This is a genomic window from Acinetobacter sp. ABJ_C5_2 (assembly GCF_044538485.1).
Lineage (GTDB): Bacteria > Pseudomonadota > Gammaproteobacteria > Pseudomonadales > Moraxellaceae > Acinetobacter > Acinetobacter nosocomialis_A.
Genome location: NZ_JBIUCS010000033.1, coordinates 1 through 25,166, shown reverse-complemented (window position 1 = coordinate 25,166; position 25,166 = coordinate 1). Strand labels below are relative to the sequence as shown.

At 38.7% G+C, this 25,166-nt stretch carries 22 protein-coding genes; 14 read left to right on the top strand and 8 right to left on the bottom strand.

Annotation, left to right across the window (positions count from 1 at the left end):
* Window positions 1–20 precede the first annotated feature (20 nt).
* Genes ureE through ACH8JV_RS17265 form a run of 4 tightly spaced genes read left to right on the top strand, consistent with a single transcriptional unit; the run spans window position 21 to window position 2,375 of the window.
* Window positions 21–503: an urease accessory protein UreE gene (gene ureE, locus ACH8JV_RS17280; protein WP_396522718.1), complete on the top strand. Its 483-nt coding sequence runs from the start codon at window positions 21–23 to the stop codon at window positions 501–503.
* Window positions 490–1,155 (top strand): urease accessory protein UreF, encoded by a 666-nt coding sequence (locus ACH8JV_RS17275; protein WP_396522716.1) that lies wholly within the window; start codon window positions 490–492, stop codon window positions 1,153–1,155. The genes ureE and ACH8JV_RS17275 overlap by 14 nt, the downstream gene beginning before the upstream one ends.
* Before the next feature lie 26 nt (window positions 1,156–1,181).
* Window positions 1,182–1,796: an urease accessory protein UreG gene (gene ureG / locus ACH8JV_RS17270; protein ID WP_000140200.1), complete on the top strand. Its 615-nt coding sequence runs from the start codon at window positions 1,182–1,184 to the stop codon at window positions 1,794–1,796.
* 9 nt (window positions 1,797–1,805) lie between these two features.
* The gene (locus tag ACH8JV_RS17265) at window positions 1,806–2,375 is read left to right on the top strand and encodes a HupE/UreJ family protein (protein ID WP_396522714.1); all 570 of its coding nucleotides are present in this window, start codon (window positions 1,806–1,808) and stop codon (window positions 2,373–2,375) included.
* Between the two features lie 40 nt (window positions 2,376–2,415).
* On the opposite strand, the gene rsmD is transcribed toward ACH8JV_RS17265, so the two are convergent.
* Complete coding sequence (gene rsmD / locus ACH8JV_RS17260) at window positions 2,416–2,967, bottom strand: 16S rRNA (guanine(966)-N(2))-methyltransferase RsmD (protein ID WP_396522712.1); 552 nt, start codon at window positions 2,965–2,967, stop codon at window positions 2,416–2,418.
* The gene (gene mrdA, locus ACH8JV_RS17255) at window positions 2,967–4,985 is read right to left on the bottom strand and encodes a penicillin-binding protein 2 (protein WP_002054406.1); all 2,019 of its coding nucleotides are present in this window, start codon (window positions 4,983–4,985) and stop codon (window positions 2,967–2,969) included. The genes rsmD and mrdA overlap by 1 nt, the downstream gene beginning before the upstream one ends.
* A 236-nt stretch (window positions 4,986–5,221) precedes the next feature.
* Between mrdA and ACH8JV_RS17250 the strand changes: the two genes are divergently transcribed.
* The 9 genes from ACH8JV_RS17250 (at window position 5,222) to ACH8JV_RS17210 (ending at window position 15,933) form a co-directional block, all read left to right on the top strand.
* Window positions 5,222–5,740 (top strand): hypothetical protein, encoded by a 519-nt coding sequence (locus ACH8JV_RS17250; RefSeq protein ID WP_396522710.1) that lies wholly within the window; start codon window positions 5,222–5,224, stop codon window positions 5,738–5,740.
* 61 nt (window positions 5,741–5,801) lie between these two features.
* On the top strand, window positions 5,802–7,115 hold the full coding sequence (locus tag ACH8JV_RS17245) for a hypothetical protein (protein ID WP_263613182.1): 1,314 nt from the start codon (window positions 5,802–5,804) through the stop codon (window positions 7,113–7,115).
* A gap of 86 nt (window positions 7,116–7,201) precedes the next feature.
* The gene (gene adk / locus ACH8JV_RS17240; protein WP_002117671.1) at window positions 7,202–7,855 is read left to right on the top strand and encodes an adenylate kinase; all 654 of its coding nucleotides are present in this window, start codon (window positions 7,202–7,204) and stop codon (window positions 7,853–7,855) included.
* Between the two features lie 186 nt (window positions 7,856–8,041).
* Window positions 8,042–9,373, top strand: a complete 1,332-nt coding sequence (locus tag ACH8JV_RS17235) for an SWIM zinc finger domain-containing protein (protein ID WP_396522708.1) — start codon at window positions 8,042–8,044, stop codon at window positions 9,371–9,373.
* On the top strand, window positions 9,364–11,001 hold the full coding sequence (locus tag ACH8JV_RS17230) for a hypothetical protein (RefSeq protein ID WP_396522706.1): 1,638 nt from the start codon (window positions 9,364–9,366) through the stop codon (window positions 10,999–11,001). Before ACH8JV_RS17235 ends, ACH8JV_RS17230 begins: the two co-directional genes overlap by 10 nt.
* Before the next feature lie 32 nt (window positions 11,002–11,033).
* Window positions 11,034–12,116: an AAA family ATPase gene (locus tag ACH8JV_RS17225; protein WP_396522704.1), complete on the top strand. Its 1,083-nt coding sequence runs from the start codon at window positions 11,034–11,036 to the stop codon at window positions 12,114–12,116.
* 39 nt (window positions 12,117–12,155) lie between these two features.
* Window positions 12,156–14,519, top strand: coding sequence for a DUF5682 family protein (locus tag ACH8JV_RS17220; protein WP_396522702.1), 2,364 nt, complete (start codon window positions 12,156–12,158; stop codon window positions 14,517–14,519).
* 3 nt (window positions 14,520–14,522) lie between these two features.
* Window positions 14,523–15,707, top strand: coding sequence for a VWA domain-containing protein (locus ACH8JV_RS17215; RefSeq protein WP_396522700.1), 1,185 nt, complete (start codon window positions 14,523–14,525; stop codon window positions 15,705–15,707).
* Between the two features lie 43 nt (window positions 15,708–15,750).
* On the top strand, window positions 15,751–15,933 hold the full coding sequence (locus tag ACH8JV_RS17210) for a hypothetical protein (protein WP_396522698.1): 183 nt from the start codon (window positions 15,751–15,753) through the stop codon (window positions 15,931–15,933).
* Here ACH8JV_RS17210 and nth read toward each other — a convergent pair.
* Together nth and ACH8JV_RS17200 are read right to left on the bottom strand one after the other, a co-directional pair.
* On the bottom strand, window positions 15,930–16,616 hold the full coding sequence (gene nth, locus ACH8JV_RS17205) for an endonuclease III (RefSeq protein WP_209046287.1): 687 nt from the start codon (window positions 16,614–16,616) through the stop codon (window positions 15,930–15,932). The genes ACH8JV_RS17210 and nth overlap by 4 nt on opposite strands.
* Window positions 16,617–17,408 (bottom strand): RnfABCDGE type electron transport complex subunit B, encoded by a 792-nt coding sequence (locus ACH8JV_RS17200; protein ID WP_396522696.1) that lies wholly within the window; start codon window positions 17,406–17,408, stop codon window positions 16,617–16,619.
* Window positions 17,409–17,679: 271 nt separating this feature from the next.
* On the opposite strand from ACH8JV_RS17200, the gene gdhA reads away from it, so the two are divergent.
* Window positions 17,680–19,083, top strand: coding sequence for an NADP-specific glutamate dehydrogenase (gene gdhA, locus ACH8JV_RS17195; RefSeq protein WP_396522694.1), 1,404 nt, complete (start codon window positions 17,680–17,682; stop codon window positions 19,081–19,083).
* Window positions 19,084–19,136: 53 nt separating this feature from the next.
* Here gdhA and ACH8JV_RS17190 read toward each other — a convergent pair whose 3' ends face one another.
* The 4 genes from ACH8JV_RS17190 to lon all read right to left on the bottom strand — a co-directional run bounded on the left by ACH8JV_RS17190 (window position 19,137) and on the right by lon (window position 24,519).
* Entirely contained in the window at window positions 19,137–20,246 is a 1,110-nt protein-coding gene (locus ACH8JV_RS17190; RefSeq protein ID WP_284084467.1) for an META and DUF4377 domain-containing protein, read from the bottom strand.
* A gap of 171 nt (window positions 20,247–20,417) precedes the next feature.
* Window positions 20,418–21,194, bottom strand: a complete 777-nt coding sequence (locus tag ACH8JV_RS17185) for a dioxygenase (RefSeq protein WP_263613187.1) — start codon at window positions 21,192–21,194, stop codon at window positions 20,418–20,420.
* A gap of 112 nt (window positions 21,195–21,306) precedes the next feature.
* Window positions 21,307–21,786: a 23S rRNA (pseudouridine(1915)-N(3))-methyltransferase RlmH gene (rlmH, locus tag ACH8JV_RS17180; protein WP_396479554.1), complete on the bottom strand. Its 480-nt coding sequence runs from the start codon at window positions 21,784–21,786 to the stop codon at window positions 21,307–21,309.
* A 303-nt stretch (window positions 21,787–22,089) separates the two neighbouring features.
* Window positions 22,090–24,519 carry an endopeptidase La gene (lon, locus tag ACH8JV_RS17175; protein ID WP_348888773.1) on the bottom strand — a complete coding sequence of 810 codons (2,430 nt, stop codon included), beginning with the start codon at window positions 24,517–24,519 and terminating at the stop codon, window positions 22,090–22,092.
* Between the last annotated feature and the right edge of the window lie 647 nt (window positions 24,520–25,166).

Genomic DNA, 25,166 nt, shown 5'->3' with positions numbered 1-25,166 from the left:
AATAAGGAGAGAAAAGCTAAATGAAAATTTATACCCAACGTCTTGAAGATATTTCTCCTGATCAGGCATTTGAAACGGTTGAGCTAACGTTTGATACCCGTCAAAAATCACGTTTTCGAGCGGCTTTAGCGAGTGGCATCGATATTGGTGCTGATTTACCGCGTACCGGCATTTTGCGTAGTGGTTCATATATTGCAACGCAAGAGGGGGATGTATTACGTGTTGATGCCAAGCCTGAACGGTTAATACGAGTTACTGCTCAAACCGATTTTGATTTACTTAAAGCTGCCTATCATTTAGGTAACCGACATGTGCCATTAATGCTGACACCAACAGCTTTATATTTTGAGCCTGATCATGTACTTGCTGAAATGGTAGAAGGTTTGGGGCTTACAGTAACAGAAACAGATCATCCTTTTGAACCCGAAAGCGGTGCCTATGCTCAGCATAGTCATGACCATCGTTTAAGCCCAATCAAAGCTTTGCATCATGTCCATTCATAACGCAGCGCAATTACTGCAACTGCTGACACTGTCTTCAACGGCATTGCCAGTTGGAGCGTATTGTTATTCACAAGGTGTAGAAACCGCCATTGATATTGGCCTAATACATGATGAAACCTCAGCAATTGCTTATTTCGAAGAAGTGCTTGAAATGTTGCTGGTACGTTTTGAGTTACCTGTACTTAAGCGTCTTATGCAACATTATGATGAGCCAGACGAGTTCTTGATTTGGGCGTATTTGTATAAGGCAAGCAGAGAAAGTAAAGAGTTACTCGCTGAATCTCAGCAACTCGCATTTTCTTTAAATGCATGGATTAAAGATGTTTTAAAAAAAACGGTTGAGGTTAAAAAGCAGTTTGGTTTTGTGCCTGTCTATGCGCAGCTCTGTGGTCGTTTAGAACTTAAAGAAGAGGATGTGCTTACGGCATATACCTTTACCGTTTTGGAAAATCAGGTTTTAGCAGCCGTAAAAACCGTCCCATTGGGCCAAATGGCAGGACAAAGAATTTTGTGGCATTTGCATGGTCTAGTACCACACGCTGTAGAGAAGGCTTTAAAACTTAAAGATGAGCAATTGAGTAGTGCTTTACCCCGCTATGCCATGCTGAGCATGAAACACGAAACTCAATATTCACGTTTATTCAGATCTTAAAATTAGGAAATAAAAGGATAAAAATCATGACAGAACGTAGTCCATTACGAGTCGGAATTGGTGGACCGGTGGGTTCAGGTAAAACAGCACTTACGCTTAACTTATGCCGTGCCTTGCGTGATAAATACAATATGGCTGTAGTGACAAATGATATTTATACCAAAGAAGACTCAAACTTTTTAACCCGTAATGAAGCGATGTCGCCAGACCGTATTGTGGGTGTGGAAACAGGTGGTTGCCCTCATACAGCCATTCGTGAAGATGCCTCAATTAACTTAGCTGCGATTGATGATCTATGCGAAAAATTTGATGGCTTAGAGCTGATTATTATTGAAAGTGGTGGTGATAATTTAGCGGCAACATTTAGCCCAGAACTTTCTGATTTAACTTTGTATGTTATTGATGTTGCAGGTGGTGAAAAGATTCCACGCAAAGGTGGACCGGGTATTACTAAGTCAGATTTACTGATTATTAATAAAACTGACCTTGCACCTATGGTTGGCGCAAACCTTGATGTCATGGATCAAGATGCCAAACGCATGCGTGGTGAAAAGCCATTTTTATTTTCAAACATGAAAACACAAGATGGGCTTGAAGAAATTATTCAATTTATTGAGAAGCAAGGGCTGTTTAAGGCTTAAGGAGTAACTATGAACTTCATTAAGAAATGGGGCATTGGGCTCCTTAGCATGTTGCCAGCATTAGCTATGGCGCATCCAGGACATGATCATGCGCATTCAGGGTTTATGGCAGGCTTTATTCATCCGTTTACAGGGCTGGATCATTTAGTAATGGCTTTAGGCTTTGGTGTCTTGCTATGGTCGGCAACTAAACAGTGGAAAATTGCTGGAGTCATTGCCTTAAGTATTACTTTAATTATAGGCTTTTTAATAGGTGCTCAAGGTTTGGTACCAGTTAATATAGCTGAATACGGCATTATTGCTTCTTTAGTTATTACAGCAATTGCTCTATGGATAAAATCAAATAAAGTTCTACCAATTGCTGCTGCATTACTCGCAAGCTTTCATGGTATAGCGCATGGTGTTGAACTCGCACATGCGGGGCATATTGTTGCATTAGTAACAGGTATGGTTGCTGCTATGGCACTTATCTATTGCGGTGGCTTAGCACTAGGTGCCGTGTTTACGCGATATGTACCTTATGGCAAAAAGATTGTGGGGACTTGCGCAGCAATTGTTGCAGTCATTGGTTTAAGTTAATTAAAAACTTGCAGAAAAAGGTAGCTTTAAGCTACCTTTTTTATTCGCCGACTTTTTGGTAAAGCCCAGCGTGGACTGTGCCAGCTTTAGTGTTTTTAACTTGTTGCCATGTTGCCGGAAGGTGAAGCTGAGATAAATCTCGGTCAGCTTCAACATAAATGTATCCATTCTTTTTAATATGCAAATCTGCCAAATGAGCGAGCTCTTGCCATAGATCAAGACTATAAGGCGGATCTAAAAAAACTACATCAAACTGTTCTTTTAAGCGCGGCAACGCTTGCTGAGCAGTTGCATTCACTAAATAACAATTTTGAGCTTTTAGCAGTTGAATATTATCTTTTAAAAATCGTGCTTGAGTCTTATCTGGCTCAATCATGTAAACAGATGCGGCACCGCGTGAAAGTGCTTCAAAGCCTAACGCACCAGAACCTGTACAAATATCGAGAACCTGAGCATTTTGAATGTCCCACATGAGCCAGTTAAATAATGTTTCACGAACACGATCTGGGGTGGGCCTTAAACCCTCAATACTGGCAAATGGTAAAACTCGTCTTTTCCATTCGCCCCCAATAATACGTAATTGATTTTTCATTATTCATCGATCTCATTTGTAGCAGGGCGAGCAGGAGCAGCTTGTGGAGCAGATGTTGCTGCTGCGGTAGTCGTAGCAGCTGCTGGAGTAGAGCTAGCAGTTTCGCCGCCACTTGGAAGCTCGCCCGGTTTAATTCCTGCTGTCATAAGGCCGCCATTAACTTGATGGTTGGCTGGACGAATTGGATTTTTATTGCGGGTTAATAACCAGTAATCAAATATCGGCTTAGCAAGTTGAGCTGCTGAACCACCATGACGACCATTTTCCCAAATGACTGCGATTGCGATTTCAGGTTTATCAGCAGGTGCAAACCCAACAAAAAGACCATGGTCAAGTTGGCGTTCACTAAGCGCAGCTTCGTTATAACGTTTACCTTGCGCAATACTCTTAACCTGTGCAGTACCTGTTTTTCCGGCAATTTGATAGAGCGATGTACGGATACCACGTCCAGTACCTGATTGAATTACATCAATCATGGCTTCTCGCATTTTTACCCAGTCTTCATCTGTACCGTTGAAATTAATTTTTCCATCAGGTGCATTACGAACTGTAAAAGGTTTTGCACCATGCGATGCACGTAGAACATGTGGAACTACATGTGAGCCGTGATTTGCTGTAATAGCAGTTGCCATTGCAAGTTGTAATGGGGTTGCAGTAAATGCACCTTGACCAATACTCACGGAAATAGTTTCACCTTTCATCCATTTGGTTTTGCGTGTACGCATTTTCCATTCAGGACTTGGGTATAAACCTTCACTTTCACTTGGTAAGTCGACACCTGTTTTTTGACCAAAGCCAAATTGGCGCATCCATTGGTTCATCTGGTCGATGCCCATTTGATTTGCCAAAATATAAAAATAGGTATCGCAAGACATGATAATGGCTTTGTGCATGTTCACGATGCCATGACCAGTTTTTTTCCAGTCACGGAATTTGTGAGAGTCGCCAGGTAAATGGAAATAACCTGGGTCAGAAATAGCAGTAGACCAGTCGACAATACCATAATGTAAACCACCCATCGCTTCCATTGGTTTAATGGTCGAACCAGGAGGGTAGGCCCCTTGAACAGCACGGTTATAAAGAGGTTGGTCGATGTTATCACGTAGAGAGCTATAATCTTTATGATTAATACCCGTTACAAATAAGTTTGGGTTAAAGCTTGGGCTTGAAACCAATGCAAGAATTTCACCAGTACGTGGGTCTATCGCAACAATTGCACCACGACGACCAGCAAGTTGCTGTGATGCTACAACTTGTAAACCATAATCTAATGATAAATAGAGGTCATTACCACGAGTTGGGTCTTTACGTCCCAAATGACGCAATACATTACTATGTGCATCGGCTTCTACAGATTCATAACCCGGTGTTCCATGAAGTAAATCTTCATAGCTTTTCTCTACGCCAATTTTACCAATCAGGTTTGTTCCAGCGTATAAATCTTTATCAATACTTTTTAATTCTTTATCGTTAATACGGCCAACATATCCGATCACGTGAGCAAACAATTCACCATGCGGATAGTAACGGGTCATTTGAGTTTCAATTCTCACCCCAGGGAATTTGTATTTAACTTCACTAAACTTAGCAATATTTGTCTCGGTTAAGTTCAGCTTAATTGCTACACGTTCAGTTTTACGCGCCGTTTTAATACGACTTTTAAAGCGGTCTACATCTTCTTGAGTAAGCTCTAATATTGGTTGTAGTTGTTCAATAACTGCATCAGGATCTTCAACGTCTGCCTTACTTAATGTTGCGGTAAAAACCGGGTAATTATCAGCAAGTAAAACCCCATTACGGTCATAAATATAACCACGAGCAGGGGGGAGCGGTTGTAAACGAATACGGTTTTTATCCGATGCAGTCGAGAATTCATCGTAATGAAAAATTTGCAGATAAGCGTATCGGCTGGCTAATACCAATAGACAGATAATCACAAGACCTACGGCAAAAAATATACGACCTCGATAAATGCGCTTTTCTTGCTGGATATCTTTTAAAGGAAAGTGCTGTTTCATACGGATCGACTTAATGACATAGGGTGAGAAAAATAGCTGCTTATTCTAACGCAAGCGCAGTTAAAATATTGCATAATTTTCAAAGTTTCAGCGAAGAGGCAAATTGGCTTTTTTGACTTTGTAGACAACAAAATTGTAGAGTCTTGTATATAAGAAGCAAAATAATTCTGTTAAAGTCTCTCATTCAATAGAATAGGGTTGTTCTCACTATACGATTAGGGAAAATGGAGAAAATAATGAGAAAAATTTATCCCTTACTTGCAGTTTTGACAGTAAGCAGTTGGGCAAATGCTCAAGATTATTCATTTCTTCCAGAAGCAAAATTAGCAGATCATAAAGCAGCGACTTGGAATGTAGGCGCAGGTTTTACTCAAAAATTGTTACATCTCAATGGTGAGTGGGTAAATCCTTATGGAATTGCTTATGCAAAAGTTGGTGCATTTTTAAATGGTGATAAAACTGCCGGTGGACAAGTTGGATTTCGCTATCCTTACTACCTTACCGGAACAGATAAAAATGGTTACTATATTGGCTTTTATGCTGGACATCTTGATAGCAAATCGGTAGACGGAGAGTATAAATCTCGCTTAGGTGCTGGTGTCGATTTGGCATATGTATTGTTGAATTCAGAAAGAATTAGTACGTTTAGTGTGGGTATTGGAGCAGCTGAAAAATTAACTGACCAGAATGGAGCTGTTGCTGCCGATACGAAACCGCAAATACAATTTTCTTATTCTCTAAGTTTTAGTTTATAAAACAAAGCAGCTTATCGTTAACTCGCCATAAGCAGAGCACAAATAAATACGAGAGTCTTACATGTTAGAGTACGTCAGCGGATTGTGGCAGACCTTTTTACACAGACCTGATTTTTGGGCCGTTTTGAGTATTATTCCGGTCACTGCCTTTGTCACATGGGCACATGTGTGGATGGCTTTAAAAATGGTGTTTTACCCAATTAAATTTTGGGGATTTCACTTAGGTCCTTTGCCAGTCGGCTGGCAAGGTATTGTGCCACGTAAAGCAGGGCGTATCTCAGGAATTATTACCGATAATACTTTATCCAAGTTAGGTTCTTTGCGTGAGTTTTTAGAGGCAATGGACCCTGAAGACATGGCACGTATTATTGGTGAACAAGTCGGATTTGAACTTGAGCATTTGATTGATGAAGTGATGATCGATCGTAATGCAGTGCTTTGGGAAAATTTACCTTATTCGATTAAGCGCCGTATTTATGCTCAAGCGCATAAGCAGTTACCCGGTGTGCTAAGAGAATTAGTGACTGAACTGACCATGAATGTCGAGTCACTGGTTGATATGCGTGAAATGGTGGTCAGCCAAATGGAAGGTGACCGCCGTTTAATGGTACGTATGTTTTTAAAAGTCGGGCAAAAAGAAATCAACTTTATTTGGCATATTAGTGCTTTAATCGGGATGTTCTTCGGTATTTTCCAGATGGTTGTCTGGTTTGTGGTGCCATGGCATTGGACTGTACCGTTTTGGGCATCTATTTGGGGCTTTTTAACCAACTGGATTGCAATCTGGATGGTATTTAACCCGATCGAGCCGCATTACATTCGTTATCCGCAAATTTTTAGATTAACAAAAGATCGTAAGTTCCCTTGGATTGTGCCTGTTTTACGAATTGGTACCTATAATTTCCAAGGCGCTTTCATGAAACGTCAAGAAGAAGTCTCTGAAGTCTTCTCTAGTGTAGTGACAGAAGATCTGATTACGTTAAAATCGATTATGACAGAAATGATGTATGGTCCACGCAAGGACAAAACACGTCGTATTGTTAAACGTCATATTAACGAAATCATGGAAACTCCACTTGTTCGAACATCTTTACAGCTTTCTTTGGGTCCAAGAGAGTACGCAAGATTAAAGACGGACTTGATTGATCGTTCAATTGAAATTACGATGGGACCCGTATGTGACCCTGCACTGAATGCAAGCCGGGCACAGAAGATTTTTCAAATGTTTAAAGAGCGTATTCGTGAACTAACACCAAAAGAGTTTCAGAATTTGTTACGTCCAGCATTCCAAGAGGACGAGTGGATTCTTATTGTACTAGGTGGGGTAACCGGATTTATTGCTGGTACAATACATTTGTTTGTGGCTTTCTTATAATTCGAAGTCGGGCAGGATCTATTGAAGATCAACGAAATTAAATCTGCCAGACCTCACATTCATTGTTTTAAATGAGGATGTTTTTTATGCGCATTATCTTACTCGGACCACCTGGGGCAGGCAAAGGGACTCAGGCTCAGTTGATCTGTAAGCGCTACAATGTCCCACAAATTTCAACCGGTGATATGCTCCGTGCTGCGATTCGTGAAGGTACTGAATTAGGTTTAAAAGCTAAAAGTGTAATGGAATCTGGCGGTTTAGTTTCAGATGAACTCATTATCGGTTTAGTAAAAGAACGTATTGCTCAACCTGACTGTGCAAATGGCTGCATTTTCGATGGTTTCCCACGTACTATTCCTCAAGCAGAAGCATTGGAAAAAGAAGGCATCAGCATTGATCACGTGATCGAAATTGATGTACCTGACGAAGAAATCGTAAAACGTCTTTCTGGTCGCCGTCAGCACCCAGCTTCTGGTCGTGTTTACCACACTGTATACAATCCACCTAAAGTGGAAGGTAAAGATGACGAAACTGGTGAAGATCTTGTTCAACGTCCAGATGACCAAGAAGAAACAATCCGTAAGCGTCTAGCGTCTTATCATACTGAAACAGAGCAATTAGTTGGTTTCTACCAAGGCCGTGCTGCTTCTGGTGAAAATGCGCCAACTTATGACAAGCTTGATGGCTTGCGTACTATTGAAGATGTACAAAAAGATTTGTTCAACATCTTAGACAAATAATTTATTTTTTATTAAAAACTGCCCAATGGAACCATTGGGCAGTTTTTTTATATTAATAATAATTGGCGACATAATATGTCGTGCTATATAATAATAGTATGTAAAATTAAATTTAAAGCATTTATAGTGTGTTCAATTGTATAAACCAAGACATTGAAATTAAAAAATTATTTTAAAGGGTTAATTATGTTGCTGACGATTCAATCTGATCAGGTGGAACAGATTATTCCAGATGCAAGTTCAGCAAAATCAGCTAAGAAACTGGCGAAATTTGAAGCGTGGAATAATATCTCGGGTTCAGTTGATCAATGGATTTGGGGGGAAATTCAAGGTAGCTCAATTTATCAAAGTGCAATTTTTTTACCTGAACTAAAGTGTGAATGTAGTTGTCCGAGTTTTAAGAGGCCATGTAAACATGCTTTGGCATTATTATTTGTCTATACCGAGTATCAAGATAAATTTATTGTGCAATCGGATGAACAAAATATACCTGAGCGAGTACAGAAATGGCGTGATAAAAAAAACAAATCACTGGAAAAGAAAGAAAATAAAATCAATAAGCCTATTGATGAGGAAGCCCGACTCAAACGGCAATTGGCGCGTGAGAAAAAAATGGATACCGGGATTGATGCATTACAAACATGGCTAAATGATGTTGTTACTCTAGGACTAGGGCGGTTACGTCAACAACAACACGAGAAATTCAGAGATATCCAAAGCCGTTTAGTAGATGCTCAAGTTGCAGGTTTGGTGAGTTATTTAGATGAATTTTCTAGTGCCTTGTATCAAGCCAACTGGCAAGTAGAAAGTTCATTCTGGTTGGCTAAATTACAAACTGCTATTCATCTATGGCAGAATCGTCATCGCCTTAAACCTAAGCTTTATGAAGAGTTAAAACAGTTATTTGGCGTTAATTTGCCAGCTGATATGTGGGATAACATACCAGTTCATAAACTTGATCTTTACGCTTTAGGACAAGTGACGCATGAGTTGGTCAATACTCGCGGACGTTATCGTCGTCAATGGTTATGGGATAGTCAGAACCTGTGTGATTATTTGCTACTAGATTTTGAAATACCCCCTCATTCAAGCTTTGGAGTGACCTTACCTTATCAAAAACAATTGCCTATAAATGTCAAACTCTATCCTGTGATAAGCCAACAACGCTTACGTCTGGAAGATAATCTAATAACATTTAATGATTTAAACGAAGTGCTCATTTCACCTAGGGGATTTAAAAATTTTGACCAAGCATTTACTCAATATGCGAATGGCTTAAAACAACATCCTTTGCAATTAGTACGCTTTTTCTGGCTAGAGCAATTACGTTTAGTAAAGCTTGATAAAATAATTTATTTGGTCGATCAGGATCAAAAAATGTGTGAAATTGAAATTAAACAATTTGTTGAGTTGTGGTTTTTAGTGGGGGCAGAGCCATTCAGCGCTGGTGTAGAGTGGGATGGGTTGAAACTTAAACTTATAAGTATTTGGCAAGGAGGGCATTTTGAATGTCTTTAACCACATCATACAGTGAGTTTAATCAACAGTTACTTCTCAAACTGACTTTAGGACAGCAATTTAAGCAAGTTATAAAAATTCCTAAAGAATTGCTGGATTATGTTCCTAAAGAAACCGATTCAGCACAAGATTTATTGGTCTTAAATCAATATTGGGCACTGATGCAATTAGCAGGTTATCAAACACGAGCTGTGCCTGAAAAGGTTCAAAAGAGTTTTGGTGAAATTGATCAGATACAAAATGAAAAGCGGCTAGATGATGAGCTTGTGCAAATTTTGAAATGGATTGTTGCGCAAGAGTCGCCATTTTTATATCAGGATTGGGTTAATCAAATTTTTAAACTTGCTCAACAGCAGCAGCAAGTGATTCCTCGTTATTTGGTGTTGAAGCTTCTACCACTGTGTCGGAACCCAGTGTTATTGGCCACTATTCTACCTGAATTCGCATTTCAAGGTGATGTTACAACACGTGTGGATGATGCGAAAAGGGTATGGAAATATTTGAAACAACAAGATTCATCGTCATTAATTCGTCAATTGTTGAAATCAAAAAATAGTGATTGGTCCTTACTGATGAGCCAATTGTGCAGTCAATTACCAGACTTTATTAACCAGCATATTGCGGAATTCTGGTCACAATCTATTCAGAAAAATCATTTGCAAAGTCATGCTGAAAGTCTAGTGACATATAACATGCCAGTAACCCAATTTGAAGCTTTATACCAGCATGTGAAAACACTAGAACCCCAGAATGCAGCGACAGTACGCAATAATGGTGTATTAGCTTTCTATTTATACTATCAGGATAATACCTTCTATAACGAGGTTATAGCGTTACTGCGTGAATGTTTGAGCTACGATGTTCAAGCTAGAAAAGTTAAATTCAACATTAACTTAGATCAAGATGACGCATTGAATGATTATGGTTTCTTTGATCGAGAAACAAACTTGGTTGAAAGTCGTAAAAGTTTAAAGACAGTTTTCCAAAGTTCTCAAGTCGAACAGGCTTATCAGGAGTTTTGTGAAAGTTCACAGGGAGTACTTTATCTCAAAAGAATTTTAATCCAATTGCCACTTGCATATTGGTTAGAATTATTTGGTACTTGGGATCATTTATTTTTATTACATTCACGACAAAAAGATTCACTGTGGAATGCATTTATTTTGTGCTGTTACCGAGAGCAGCGCCGTGATCTGGCTTTATGGTTTTACCAGCATCAAACCAAATGGTGTGAAACTATGACTATATCAACTGGGCGCAGGATTGAGCGTGAGACAATCTTTGGTTTACTAGATCAGGAGCCAGCGGGCAGGTTTTTATTAAAACAACTCGAGTCTTATTATCAAAATCAGGATTTAGAACATTTTTGTTTTGTATTTCAAAGAGCAAAAATATTACATCAAGATCAGAAAATCACAGAAATGGCAGCCGTGTTAATACAACACGCATATGAGACTTTGGATTTGCAACAAGATCAAAATAAATTTGCATTATTAAAAGAGCATGCACAATGGCTAATTTTGGAAGCTTATCCAATAGACTTCAGTTGTCTACAACCTCTTTTTTCTATTTCTGAATGGAAACAACTTATTCAGTTTATTCAGTATAGACAAAAACTTATTGCTTAATGATCAATAAATCATAAATTAGGATAATCAACATGTCTCAACAAGTTTTACGTGCACGTGCAGAACAACAGTTTTCTCATGAATTAGATGCATTAAAGGCACATGACCATTTAGCAAAACCACCACAATGGCAACTTTCACCGAAAGCTGTCGTGGATTATTTATTGGGGACCACTTTAGCTGATGGAACTGTGATTTCACCTAAATATATTGGTAATCGCCGTTTAATGGAAATTGCAGTCGCAACTTTGGCAACTGACCGCGCATTGTTATTATTAGGGGTGCCAGGTACGGCAAAATCATGGGTATCTGAGCATTTAGCAGCTGCTATTTCCGGAAATAGTGCATTACTGATTCAAGGTACGGCGGGAACCAGTGAAGATACTTTGCGTTATAGCTGGAACTACGCTCAGCTGTTATCTAAAGGTCCTAGTGAGGATGCTTTGGTTAAAAGCCCGATGTTGCGTGCGATGCAAGAAGGTAAAATCGCCCGTGTGGAAGAGTTAACCCGTATTCCTGCTGATGTTCAAGATACTTTAATTACTTTACTTTCTGAGAAAAATTTACCGGTTCCAGAATTAGGAATTGAGTATCAGGCGGTACAAGGATTTAGTGTGATTGCTACAGCCAATAATCGTGATAAGGGCGTAAATGAGTTATCTTCTGCCTTAAAGCGTCGTTTTAATACAGTCATTTTACCTCCACCCGCAACAATCACTGAAGAAATAGAAATCGTACAAAAGCGCGTTCAATCATTAGGAAAAAGTTTACAACTTCCTGAGATTCAACCTTTAGATTCACAGATTCAAAAACTGGTAACGATCTTTAGAGAATTACGTCATGGGCAAACGTTAGATGGAAAACAAAAATTAAAAACTACTACAGGGACATTATCAACCGCTGAAGCCATTTCGGTAATGAGCCATGGTTGGGTGATGGCAGGTCATTTTGGTTCTGGTCATTTAACCGATCATGACTTGGCAGCAGGTTTGCAGGGAGCAGTTTTAAAAGATCCAGTTCAGGATATTGTACCTTGGAAAGAATATGTAGAAACTGTGATGAAGCAGCGTGAGGGTTGGCAAGACTTATATCGTGCTTGCCGTGATCTGGAATAAAGCATATTGAAAAGAAGTAAATAAAAATAGGGAAGAAAAATGCTGCATATTCTCGGTATTCGCCATCATGGGCCAGGTTCAGCACGCAGTGTGTGTAATGCGTTGGCTTCGATTCAACCTGATTGTATTTTGATTGAAGGTCCACCTGATGCCAATTCAATTATAACCCAGTTACAACATGTAGATTTTAAGCCACCTGTCGCATTACTGGTAAATACTCCTGTTCAAAAAGAAGTTCGATCACGGGCAGTGTTCTATCCATTCGCGGAGTTTTCTCCTGAATGGCAAGCGTTGCAATATGCAATTCGTCAGCAAGTCGCTGTAGAGTTTATGGATTTACCGCTGCAGCATCGTTTTGCACTGGAAAAACAATGGGCGGAGCAACATTTACAGCAAGAGCAAGTTTTAGCAGAGGAACAAGCATTAGCAAATGAGCAAGAAGTTGAGCTGAGCCAGCAAGATAATATTGAGCCAGAACACAATCTGGAACAGCATTATCTTTCTATTCGCCGAGATCCAATTCAATTATTGGCACAACAGGCAGGCTATCAGGACAGTGAGCGGTTTTGGGAGCATTTAGTTGAACAGCAACCACATACTGGAGAGATGTTTGCTGCTATTAGTGATGCGATGGCAGCTTTACGTGATCATCTACTAAGTCAACAACCTGAAAACTATACTAGCCAGGATCAATTGCTTGAACAGTATCGTGAAGCTTATATGCGTAAGATAATCAGGCAAGTGCAGAAACAAGGTTATCAAAATATTGTAGTGATTTGTGGTGCATGGCATGCACCAGTATTGGCAGATTTAAAAGGGCAAAGCAAAGCTGATAGTGCTCTGCTTAAAGGTTTGCCTAAAGAGAAGATTGAAACGGCTTGGATTGCTTGGACACACGGACGTTTAAACCGTGAAAGTGGTTATGGTGCTGGTGTGAATGCCGTTGGATGGTATACACATTTATGGAAACATTATCAGCATGCAGTAGATAGAGATGTCGATGGTCAAAAAATTACAATTGATTGGTTAAGTCAATTTGCCCATGCTTTACGGCAGGCTGGTCATGATGCTTCTAGTGCTCAAATTATAGATGCAGTGCAACTCATTCAGGCATTATTACAATTACGCGGGCGTCGTATTCCTGATCTCGAAGATTTATTTGAGGTTATCCGCTCGGTATTGAATCATGGCTTAGATATTCCACAACCGGTTTTAGCTAAACTGCTTGAAGATGAACAATTGGGGCAAGTACCTGATGAGTTAATTGAATTACCGATTCAAAAAGACTTTTTACAGAAAGTGAAGCATTTTCGCTTAAAACTGGAAGCTCCACATCGTGAAATTGCTTTAGATCTACGTGAAGCATTTGATCTATCTAAAAGCCAATTCTTACATTGTTTGAAACTACTCGGTGTGGCTTGGGCAGATCTGGGAGGGACGGGATCTAAACAGGGAAATTTTAAAGAAATATGGCAGCTTTCATGGCAGCCTGAAAGTAGTTTATATCTGAATGAAATGTCTTTGTGGGGCAATAGTATTGAAGCTGCTACACAAAGCTATTTAGAAAATCAGATCAAGCAGTGTGAAGATATAGCACGAATCGCTCAACTGATTGAAAATATTTTACTTTCTGGACTAGATCAAAGTTTAAATCTTGCTTTAGACAAATTAAATGAGCTCACTACTCAGCATCAAGATCCAAGTATTATTTTAGCGACCTTAAAACCGCTAATTACAGCAATTCGCTATGGCAGTGTGCGTCAGTTTTCAATGCAACATTTGCATCAAGTGGTAGAACATTTAGCGATTCGATTGATGTTGAGTTTGACAAGTTATTGTGTACAACTGAATGCAGAAATGGCACAGCAGTTTGCTCAACAACTACAAGCTTTATATGAACTTTTAGAACAATTACAACAAGATGGATTGTTACGACTTTGGCAAGATACCTTGCAACAACTATTGTACCTTGAACAGATACAAGGTTATTTGCATGGTTGTTGTGTACGTTTAGCGCGAGAACAAAAGTTGATTGATGGGGAACAAACACAAGGGTTTCTGTCTAGAGCTTTATCAATTGGGCGGACTGCCGACTATAGTGCCGCTTGGTTTGAAGGTTTTCTCACACATCAAGCTTTGTTATTAATTCATGAGCAAAGCCTTTGGGACACAGTGAGTCATTGGGTTAACCAATTACAAGAGCATCAATTCATTGAATTATTGCCAATTTTGGCGAGAACAGCTTCAAGTTTTAGTCCTGCTGAGGCACAGCAATTGATTCAGAAAGTGACGCAAAAATCGACCACAATCAAACAAGAGGTTGGTGCTTTGGATATTGTTCGTGCTCAAATGGTATTAGATGAAATTTACGCTTATTTACAGCCAGTTGCTGTCGAGGGTTAAGTGATGGATATGAATGAAGAGCTAATCACTTTAGAACAACCAGACCTTGCTGAACAAGAACGGCGTTGGCGTTTGATTTTAGGGCAAGCCCCTAATTCTACTGCACATTTACCTAATTGGTCAGTGCAAGATAGCAAAATGCAAGAATGCCTGAATGAGCTTTACCAAGCTCACCAACCCAATCGACGTGGTGGTTTAGGACATTCTAGTCCAAGAGTGGCACAGTGGTTAGGTGATATTCGACAGTACTTTCCATCTTCTGTCGTGAAAGTCATTCAAAAAGATGCTTTAGAGCGTTTGAATTTACAACAAATGTTGTTGGAACCTGAGCTGTTAGCGAGCGTAGAAGTCGATATTCATCTGGTTTCCACCTTGATTTCACTCAATCATTTAATACCTGAAAAAACTAAAGAAACAGCACGTATTGTGGTACGTCAGTTAGTAGAGCAACTTGAAAACCGCCTAAAACAACCGTTGCAACAAGCGATTCGAGGTAGCATCAATCGTTCTGCGCATACACGCCGTCCTAAACGTATGCAGGATATTAACTGGAAACGTACCATCCAAGCTAATTTGAAGCATTGGCAAGAAGACTTTAAAACGATTATTCCACACGAATTACATGGACATCCACGTCAACAAACGGCTTTAAAAGATATTGTGTTGTGTGTTGATCAAAGTGGTTCGATGGCACCTTCGGTTATTTACTCGAGTGTTTTTGCAGCTGTTATGGCGAGTATTCGTGCGGTTAATACGCAAATGATTGTATTTGATACTGAGTTAGCTGATTTAACGCCATTACTTGAAGACCCTGTCGATGTGCTCTTTGGAACACAATTAGGTGGGGGAACTGATATTGCCAAAGCAATTAAATATTGTCGTAGTAAAATTACCCGCCCTGAAGAGACAATCTTTATCCTTATTAGTGATTTGTGTGAGGGTGGAGATTCCAAGCAAATGCTAAAGCAAGTTGCTGAAATGTTGGAGAGTGGGGTGCAAGTTATCACGTTATTGGCTTTATCTGATGATGGTGCACCTTGGTTTGATACGCAGCATGCACAGATCTTTGCGGATATGGGAATACCAACTTTTGCATGTACCCCCGATCAATTTCCTGAATTAATGGCAACAGCTATAGAAAAAAGGGATATTAATGCATGGTACTCTACTCAGCAAAATCTGTCATAATGGAAAAATGATGATTGTACATAAACCCATTGAGGATATTTAGTTGTTAAAAATCATTTTGATTTTAGTGGTATTGCTGAGTCTGGCACTATTGTTATTTTTACTATATCAAAGTCAAAAAATGCTGCGTCATGTGCAGAAACAACAGGCTTTGGAAAATAAAAAGAATGGACGAGAACGTCAACTACATCCTAAATTACAGCAGATTAAAAAACCTCAGGATTAACTGAGGTTTTTTGTTGGAATCGTTTTTATTGCACCAAATTCAAAGCGGTCTGGCCAGTTACATACATCGGAAACGACACATTCTGAACATTTTGGTTTACGTGCGATACAGCAGTAACGGCCATGTAATATCAACCAATGATGTGCATCTACAATAAATTCTTTCGGAATTACCTTAACTAGGCGATGTTCAACTTCGAGAACATTTTTGCCTACTGCTAAGCCGGTTCGATTTCCCACACGAAAAATATGTGTGTCGACAGCCATAGTCGGTTGTCCGAATGCTGTATTTAAAACCACATTAGCTGTTTTACGTCCTACGCCTGGTAGAGCTTCCAAGTCTTTTCTGTTGCTTGGAACCTCACCGTTAAATTGTTCCATTAAAATTTTACAGGTCTTAATGACATTTTCAGCTTTCGCGTTATAAAGGCCGATGGTCTTTATATATTCTTTTAAGCCGTCTACACCTAAGTTATAGATTTTTTCAGCAGTATTGGCGACAGGATAAAGCTTATCTGTTGCTTTGTTTACGCTAACATCGGTCGCTTGTGCCGATAACATGACGGCAATTAATAATTCAAAAGGTGATGAATATTTTAATTCGGTTTCTGGAGAAGGTCTTTGTTCACGAAGGCGTTCAAAGAAAATTTGAATCTGCTTTTTCGTCATGTTTTTGACGGCCATTCAGACCTCCTGTAATTGAATGAGTTGCTGTTGTAGTTCATCAAGTTGAAGACGTTTTTTTGCATCTTCTCGAACACTGAGCTGCTTTTCCAACTTTTTAATTTGTGTGCGAATTTTAGCTAATTCAATCGTAATTTTCGCATCATTTACAATTGCTTCTTTTGGCTTCTCAATGAGCTGAATTGAAGGCAAATCGTCAAGTGCTTGAGAGAACTGTGCAAAAAGTTGGGTATCAATTTCAGCACGTACTACAGGCCCTTTACGATGTATACGACGTTTCTCTTCACGTTGAATATGCGCGTAGTAACGTTGTCTTAAATCATCTTGCTCTGCAATGCGCTGTTGTTCGTTCGGTAAAGCTTGAGTGTCTTCGACAAGATCAATACAGTCAACTGGGCAGGGTGGAATACATAACTCACAACCTGTACATAGATCAGTCAAAATCGTATGCATAAGCTTACCACTACCAATAATGGCATCTACAGGGCAGGCATTAATACATTTTGTACATCCGATACATTCGTCTTCACGAATAATCGCTTTCATGCGTTGCGGGCGTCCATCGGCTTGTACAGGCCAGACACTTGTTTCAGCAGGTAACGACGAGCGATTTAATAATTTTGCGAGCGCATCGGCCACTGGTTGTCCACCAGGAACACATTTATTTGCTTCTTCACCTTCAGCAATGGACTTTGCGTAAGGTAGACAGCCGTCACGGTGTCCACACAAACCACATTGTGTTTGTGGTAATAACGCATCAATCTCGCGTATGAGAGAAATAGATGGATTCATAGAGGAAAATAGCTTGCTTAAAACGATGCGATAATGAAGAAAAACCTAAGTAAGGTCAATGGATTTTAACGAATTTATTGGCTTTTTGATTGACCTAAAATGTAGCTAATATTGCACAATAATAGATCAAAAAAATTGAAATAATAAATGACTATTATTGATTTTTAGATAGTTTTTCTAAAATTAACTTTATGATAATTAAGAAAAATAAAATAATTTAAAATAACTATTGTTAAAATTGATGGAAAGGGATTTAATATTTTGCTGCTAAATGATGCATTTTAAAATGTATTGCACCAATTTAATTCATTACTATGCTGAGGACCGTGCATTGAAATATAACAATCTGAATGAATTCCTGAATTACGTGCAAGCGCGTGATCCGCATCAACCTGAGTTTTTACAAGCTGTCGAAGAAGTCATGACAAGCTTGTGGCCATTTATTGAAAAAAATCCGGAATATGCAGAGCAGGGATTGTTAGAACGCCTAGTTGAACCAGAGCGTGTGATTCAATTTCGTGTTTCATGGATGGACGATCAAGGCCAGACTCAAGTTAACCGCGCTTTCCGCGTTCAATACAATTCAGCAATTGGTCCATTTAAAGGTGGAATGCGTTTCCATCCATCGGTCAACTTATCTATTTTAAAATTTTTAGGGTTTGAGCAGACTTTTAAAAACTCACTGACGACTTTGCCAATGGGTGGAGGAAAAGGTGGTTCAGATTTTAACCCTAAAGGTAAATCTGATGCTGAAATTATGCGATTCTGTCAGTCACTTATGATTGAGCTTTACCGTCATTTAGGTCCAAATACCGACATCCCAGCTGGAGATATTGGTGTGGGTGCGCGTGAAGTGGGTTATATGGCTGGCATGATGAAAAAACTCAGTAATGACACGGCATGTGTATTTACTGGTAAAGGAATTTCATTTGGTGGTAGCTTAATGCGCCCGGAAGCAACAGGTTATGGTACGGTTTATTTTGCAGAAGAAATGCTAAAAACACGTGGGCTATCTTTTGCTGGTAAAACTGTTTCGGTATCTGGTTCTGGTAACGTTGCCCAATATGCGGCAGAGAAGGCAATGTTCTTGGGCGCAAAAGTGGTCAGCTTATCGGACTCTAATGGTACTGTTTATCTAAAAAATGGCTTTACAGATGAATTGCTGGCTGAGGTCATGGAGCTGAAAAACGTTAAGCGTGGGCGTATTTCGGAGTTTGCTTCTAAACATGGTTTTGAATATTTCGAAGGTAAAACACCTTGGCATATTCATGTAGATATTGCTTTACCATGTGCAACACAAAATGAACTGACTGGTGAAGATGCCAAAACACTGATCGCCAATGGTGTCATTTGTGTAGCTGAAGGCGCTAACATGCCATCTACACTTGAAGCTGTTGAACATTTTATTGAAGCTAAGATTTTATATGCACCAGGTAAAGCATCTAATGCGGGTGGGGTAGCAACTTCTGGTTTAGAAATGTCTCAAAATGCGATTCGTTTAGGCTGGACACATGCTGAAGTCGATGAACGCTTACATGCAATTATGAAAGACATCCATGCCAACTGTGTAAGATACGGTACGAAAGAAGACGGTACTGTGAACTATGTAGATGGTGCCAATATTGCAGGCTTTGTAAAAGTTGCTGATGCGATGCTTGCACAAGGTATTTATTAAAATATAGAAATAAAAAATCCGATGCAAAAGCATCGGATTTTTTAGTCTAAAAATTATTTTTTAGGCTTTTTAACCATTTCTTGCTCTACAACCATATCTAACACATCTGCTTGGCTAGATTGATCTGCTGCTGGGTTTTTCACTTCAAAGCGTTTTACACGTAAGATTACACGTTGGTTTGGATTGTGTTCAAAACCTTCGATTTGACCATAATATAATGACCAGTTTTTGTCGGCATAAGTTTTTACGCCTTTATCATCATATTTAACTTCACGAACTTGCAAGCAAGTTTGTGGCGCAACACCTGTACAAGATTTAGTTTCTGGCGCTACTTCAAGGAAAACAGTTTTACCTTCAGACTGGTATTTTGCTTCAGGTGTCATTTTACCTGTGAACGTATATTTCTGACCTTGAGCATCAACGATAGTTAATGTTGGTTGATCAGCATTTGTTGTATTAAGTTCGAATGGAATCGCACGTTTTTGGAACAGGCTGCTAGAGAATTGTTCCTGTTTCATTAACGCAGGTTCACACGCCATCATAGTCGACATGACATCAGCAGTTACAATGGTATTGTTTTCAACTTTCCAAGTAGTACCTTGGCGGTTACAACCTGTTGCGATAGACAAACGGTCGTTTGTAAAGTTAAGAACAATCGGCTTTTTAGTATTTTCAGGTTGGTATGACCATGAATAATCAGTTAAAGCTTGAGTATTAGTTGCTTTTACGCCTTGGAAAATATGCTTTTGACCTGCTTTATCTGTCACGCTTAAGATTACCTGACCATTGCTATTACTAATTTCGATTGGTAATTTTGCTTCACTAAAGATGCTATTAGACAATTGTTCTTGTTTCATTAAATCGTCTTGGCAAGCCATCATTGTTGATGCAAGAGGAGAGGTTACAAGTTGGTTGCCTTCAACTTTCCAAGTACCACCTTGACCATTACAACCTGTGTTAATTGCTAATTTACCATCTGCATTAAAATTAAGAACAAGTGGCTTAGATGCTTTTACATTTTGATAAGTCCAAGCATATTCACTTAAAGTTGCTGCAAGATTTTGTTGTTGCTCAGATACAATTGGAGCTTGAGTATTTGAAACTGTTTGACACGCCATCAAAGAAAAAGGTAACAACGCAAGAATTAAATATTTAATTTTCATTTAAAAAACTTCAAGTAAAAAAACAACAGCACTAAGCTTAAAACATTCTTAAAAAAAGAAAATGTAAACATATGATTGTTTCGGTTTTCAAAATGTATAAGTTTGTAAATTATTCGAATTTTTCATAAAAATAATGGTATACCCCGCGAAAAACGGGGTATTTCCTAAAAATTAATCAAAACGATATATATCCATACCCAATGAGCCCATTGTGAAGCTACTGTGAACAATCGTAAAACGATGACCAGTCCCCATAGCAAAAAACAATGGGGCAAAATGTTCAAGAGTTGGATGATTACGTTTTATATAAGGCAGTGATTGCCATTCCAACACGCCATCGTAATCTTGATGTGAAAGCTTATTAACGACAGTATTTCTAAAAGTTGAAGCCCATTCAGGAACTTTTGAATTGTCACCTTGCCAAGACAACTCAGCAAGATTATGGGTAATACTTCCAGAGCCAATCAATAAAATTTGCTTTTCACGTAAGGGCGCAAGCGTTTGCCCAATTCGATAAATTTCTTGAGCGCTTAAGGTCATCGGCAAAGAAATTTCAACAACGGGAATGTCTGCATCTGGATACATGTGTAAAAGAGGCATCCATACACCGTGGTCGCGAGGACGAGTACTATTAGCATGTGCAACAAAATGAGCATCTGCCAATAACTTCAATATTTCTTCGGCAAGCTCCGGTTGACCAGGTGCGCTATAGCGAATCTCGTACAACTCTGGTGGGAAACCACGAAAGTCATGCCATGTTTCCGGACGAGTCGAACTACTTACTTCAAGTGCTTTACTTTCCCAGTGAGCAGACATCACGATGATTGCCTTTGGAGTAGGTAGATTTATACCAAGACGGTGTAAAGCAGGACCCACTTGTTCTGGATCAAGTGCAAGCATGGGTGAACCATGTGAAATAAACAGTCCGGGAAGGGTTTGTAGTTCCATTTCATTACACCTGAGTTGAAAAGCAGAATAATAGTCATTATGCCAAAATCAGGACATGTTAAAAGTATCCTGATTTCAACGGATTGTTCTTAAAATGAAACGTTTGTTCTTTTTATGCACGGTGATAAGGATGATTATGATTAATGCTCATCGCTCGGTAAAGCTGCTCGATTAATAAAACACGTACTAAAGGATGGGGCATGGTAAGTTTTGAGAGTGACCAATGCCAAGCAGCCGCTTTACGTACTTGATCTGACAAACCATCTGGGCCACCAATAGCCAATGCAACATCATTACCTTCAAGCATCCATTGTTTCATGGTATCAGCCAGTTTTTCTGTACTGAGCTCACGTCCACCTACTTCTAAAGCAATGAGTGTCTCGTTCGGCTTTAAAGCATTTAAAATACTTTCACCTTCAAGTTGACAGTATTTTAAAATATCTGCTTCCGAGTCATTTTTTCCCCGTTTTGCCATTGGAAGTTCAATCACTTGAGTCTGGACAAAAGGTTGAATGCGTTTGAAATAATCTTCAAAACCAGTAAGTACCCAAGCAGGCATTTTTTGACCAATGGTCAGAATACGAATTTTCATGTGGTCTATTCAGTCAAAACAGCTGACATATTATACCTGAGGAGACAATAACTGCGGGGCAGTAAGTGGGCATAAAAAACGCAGTCCAAAAAATGGTGTTGGACTGCGATCAAATGATCATCTGTCTGGAGTTCAGATGATCATAGAGAATAAAAACAAGGCTATCTGTGACATAAGATAGACAAGAGCAAATAATAAAATTAATTACTCTCACTTCTTATTATGAGGGAGGTTGGATATTTTTCAATCAAATTATGTAACAAAAAAAAGAGAGCCAAAGCTCTCTTTTTTCTATTTTATAAATTAGTGACGCGCTGCTTTTGAGCCTTCTACCGGTTTTACAATCGGTGTTTTAGGTAAAGGCTTTGGCATTGCCGTTAATGCTAAAGGTAAGATTTCATCAATGCTTTTCACAGCTTTAATTTCTAATCCTTCTTTCACATTGTCAGGAATCTCTGCCAAATCACGAACGTTATCTTGAGGAATAAAGACCAGCTTAATTCCACCACGATGTGCAGCTAGAAGTTTCTCTTTCAAGCCACCGATACGCATCGCACGACCACCAAGACTTGTTTCACCTGTCATTGCGATATCTGGACGAATCGCAATACCAGTAAATGCTGATACAAGTGCAGTTGTTAATGCTAAACCAGCAGATGGACCATCTTTTGGAGTTGCACCTTCAGGTAAGTGAACGTGTACATCAGTTTCTTCAAAACGAGATGCTTCAATACCAAGTTCGTCAGCACGTGTACGTACTACAGTCATTGCTGCGGTAATCGATTCTTTCATTACGTCACCGAGTGAACCGGTTGTAATAAATTTACCTTTACCTTTAACAGCTGCAACTTCAATAGTAAGTAACTCACCACCAACAGAAGTCCATGCCAAGCCATTTACACGGCCTACTTGTGCTTCATCTTCAGCCATACCAAAGTCAAATTTGTGTGGACCTAGGTATTCAGGAAGATTGGCAGAGGTAACGTCAAGCTGTAAGTTTTTAGACTTTTTACTTACCGCTTCTTTTACCACTTTACGCGCAATTTTAGAAACTTCACGTTCTAAACTACGAACACCCGCTTCACGTGTATAGCGTTGAACAATGTCACGAATCGCTTCTTCATGAATTGTTAACTCTTTTGCACGTAATCCGTTGTTCTTAATTGCTTTAGGAACAAGGTAGCGCTCAGCAATGTTTACTTTTTCATCTTCGGTATAACCCGGTAGACGAATGACTTCCATACGGTCCAGTAATGCTTCTGGAATATTCATACTGTTTGCGGTACAGATGAACATGACTTCAGAAAGGTCAAGATCAAGATCTAAATAGTGATCGTTGAACTTACTATTTTGTGATGGATCAAGTACTTCAAGCAATGCAGAAGCTGGGTCACCACGGTAGTCTTGCGCCATCTTGTCAATTTCGTCGAGTAAGAACAATGGGTTCTTCACGCCAACTTTTGTTAAAGACTGCACAATTTTACCTGGCATCGCACCAATATAAGTACGACGGTGTCCACGAATTTCTGCTTCATCACGTACGCCACCAAGCGCCATGCGAACAAATTCACGACCTGTTGCTTTAGCTACTGATTCACCGAGTGAAGTTTTACCAACCCCTGGAGGACCTACTAAACAGAGGATAGGTCCTTTGAGTTTTTTCACACGTGATTGAACAGCTAAATATTCAACAATACGGTCTTTAACATCATCAAGACCATAGTGGTCAGCATCAAGAATTTCTTGTGCTTTGGCTAAGTTAATACTGACTTTGCTCGCTTTGTTCCATGGCGTATCTAAAATTACTTCTAGATAGTTACGTACAACGGCAGCTTCACTAGATGCTGGCTGCATTGCTTTAAGTTTACGGAACTCAGCTTCAGCTTTTTTGCGTACGTGTTCAGGTAAATCAGCTTCAGCAAGACGTTTCTCAATTTCAGCAACGTCATCTTCAGCACCGCCATTCATATCAGAAAGTTCACGTTGAATGACTTTCATTTTTTCATTTAGAAAGTATTCACGTTGGTTCTTTTCCATTTGGCGTTTTACGCTGTCATGTAAAGTTTGCTCAATTTGCTGTTCAGCAGATTGATTCATCAAGTAGTTCATTAACTCTTGCAAATGTGCTTCAAACTCATCGTGCTCTAAAAACTTCTGTTTAATTTCAATATTTAGAGGTACACGAGTTGCTACGAAGAACATAAGTTGCAATAAGTCTTCGATTTTATTGGCAGCTGCAACTAGTTCACGTGCATTACGTAATTTTGCTTCTGCATATTGAGCAAATAAGTTACGTAACTCTTGTAAACGAGTTTCTTGAGTTGCCTTATCTACATTAATAGTCATTGGACTTAAATCGTGTTCAGCAGTCAAATAACTATCTTCATCGATAATTTTTGTGAGCTTAGAACGATGTAAGCCTTCAATAAGTACTTTAATGCAGTTTTCATCATTTTCATGATTAACTACTTGTACAATCTTAGCGACTGTACCGTACTGGTATAAATTGTCGTGATCAATTTCTTCTGTAAGCGAATCTTTTTGCGCAACTACAAATACTAAATTGTCACTGTTACGAGCCACATCAACTGCATTGATCGATTTTTCACGACCCACGAATAGCGCAATTTGCATGTGTGGATAAACCACCACATCACGTAAGGCTAATAGTGGTAATACACTTGGAACCTGAGGCTCTAAGTCAGTTTTTTCATTCATAATAAGTTCAGACATGGGCACTCCTAATGAGTGACAACGAGGTTGCCATGTTTTTTATAGTGATGTGTATTTTAAAAATTACAAGGGCATGACAATAGAAAATGTTGAAAAAAGGACTAATTTAGTCAACTTTTTTTTAAAAATGTTATGAATCAATAGATTAATTCTTAAGAAGAATAAAATTTTGTAGTGAAGCTAAGCATCTTTACTTAATAATTAGTCTTTGCCGTACAAGTAAGGAGGTCAGTTTTCGAAACATATGCTTTATTTAGTTTTATTTTATAATAAGTGTTTTTGTTAAGTATATTTAAAATTTTATTTATTTTATAATTTATTGTGAGTAGAATAAATACACTATTATTTATAATATACAGCTGTATTTAAAATGGGGATTGTTGCTGAATAATTATATTAATAATGATATTTATTTTAGAGTTAATGTTCTATTTTTATAATATACATATGTATTTTAAAACGTATTTATTTTTATTAATTTCATAAAAATTAAACATATATTTAGAGTTATTATTCTATTTTAAAATAAGTTTACTTATTTTTAACAAAAACAAAACACTCTGTCGTTAATTAATTTTTTATTTATTAAATTCAATAATTTAAAATTAATTATAAAAATATAATTTGTGATTAAAATCACAATTTTT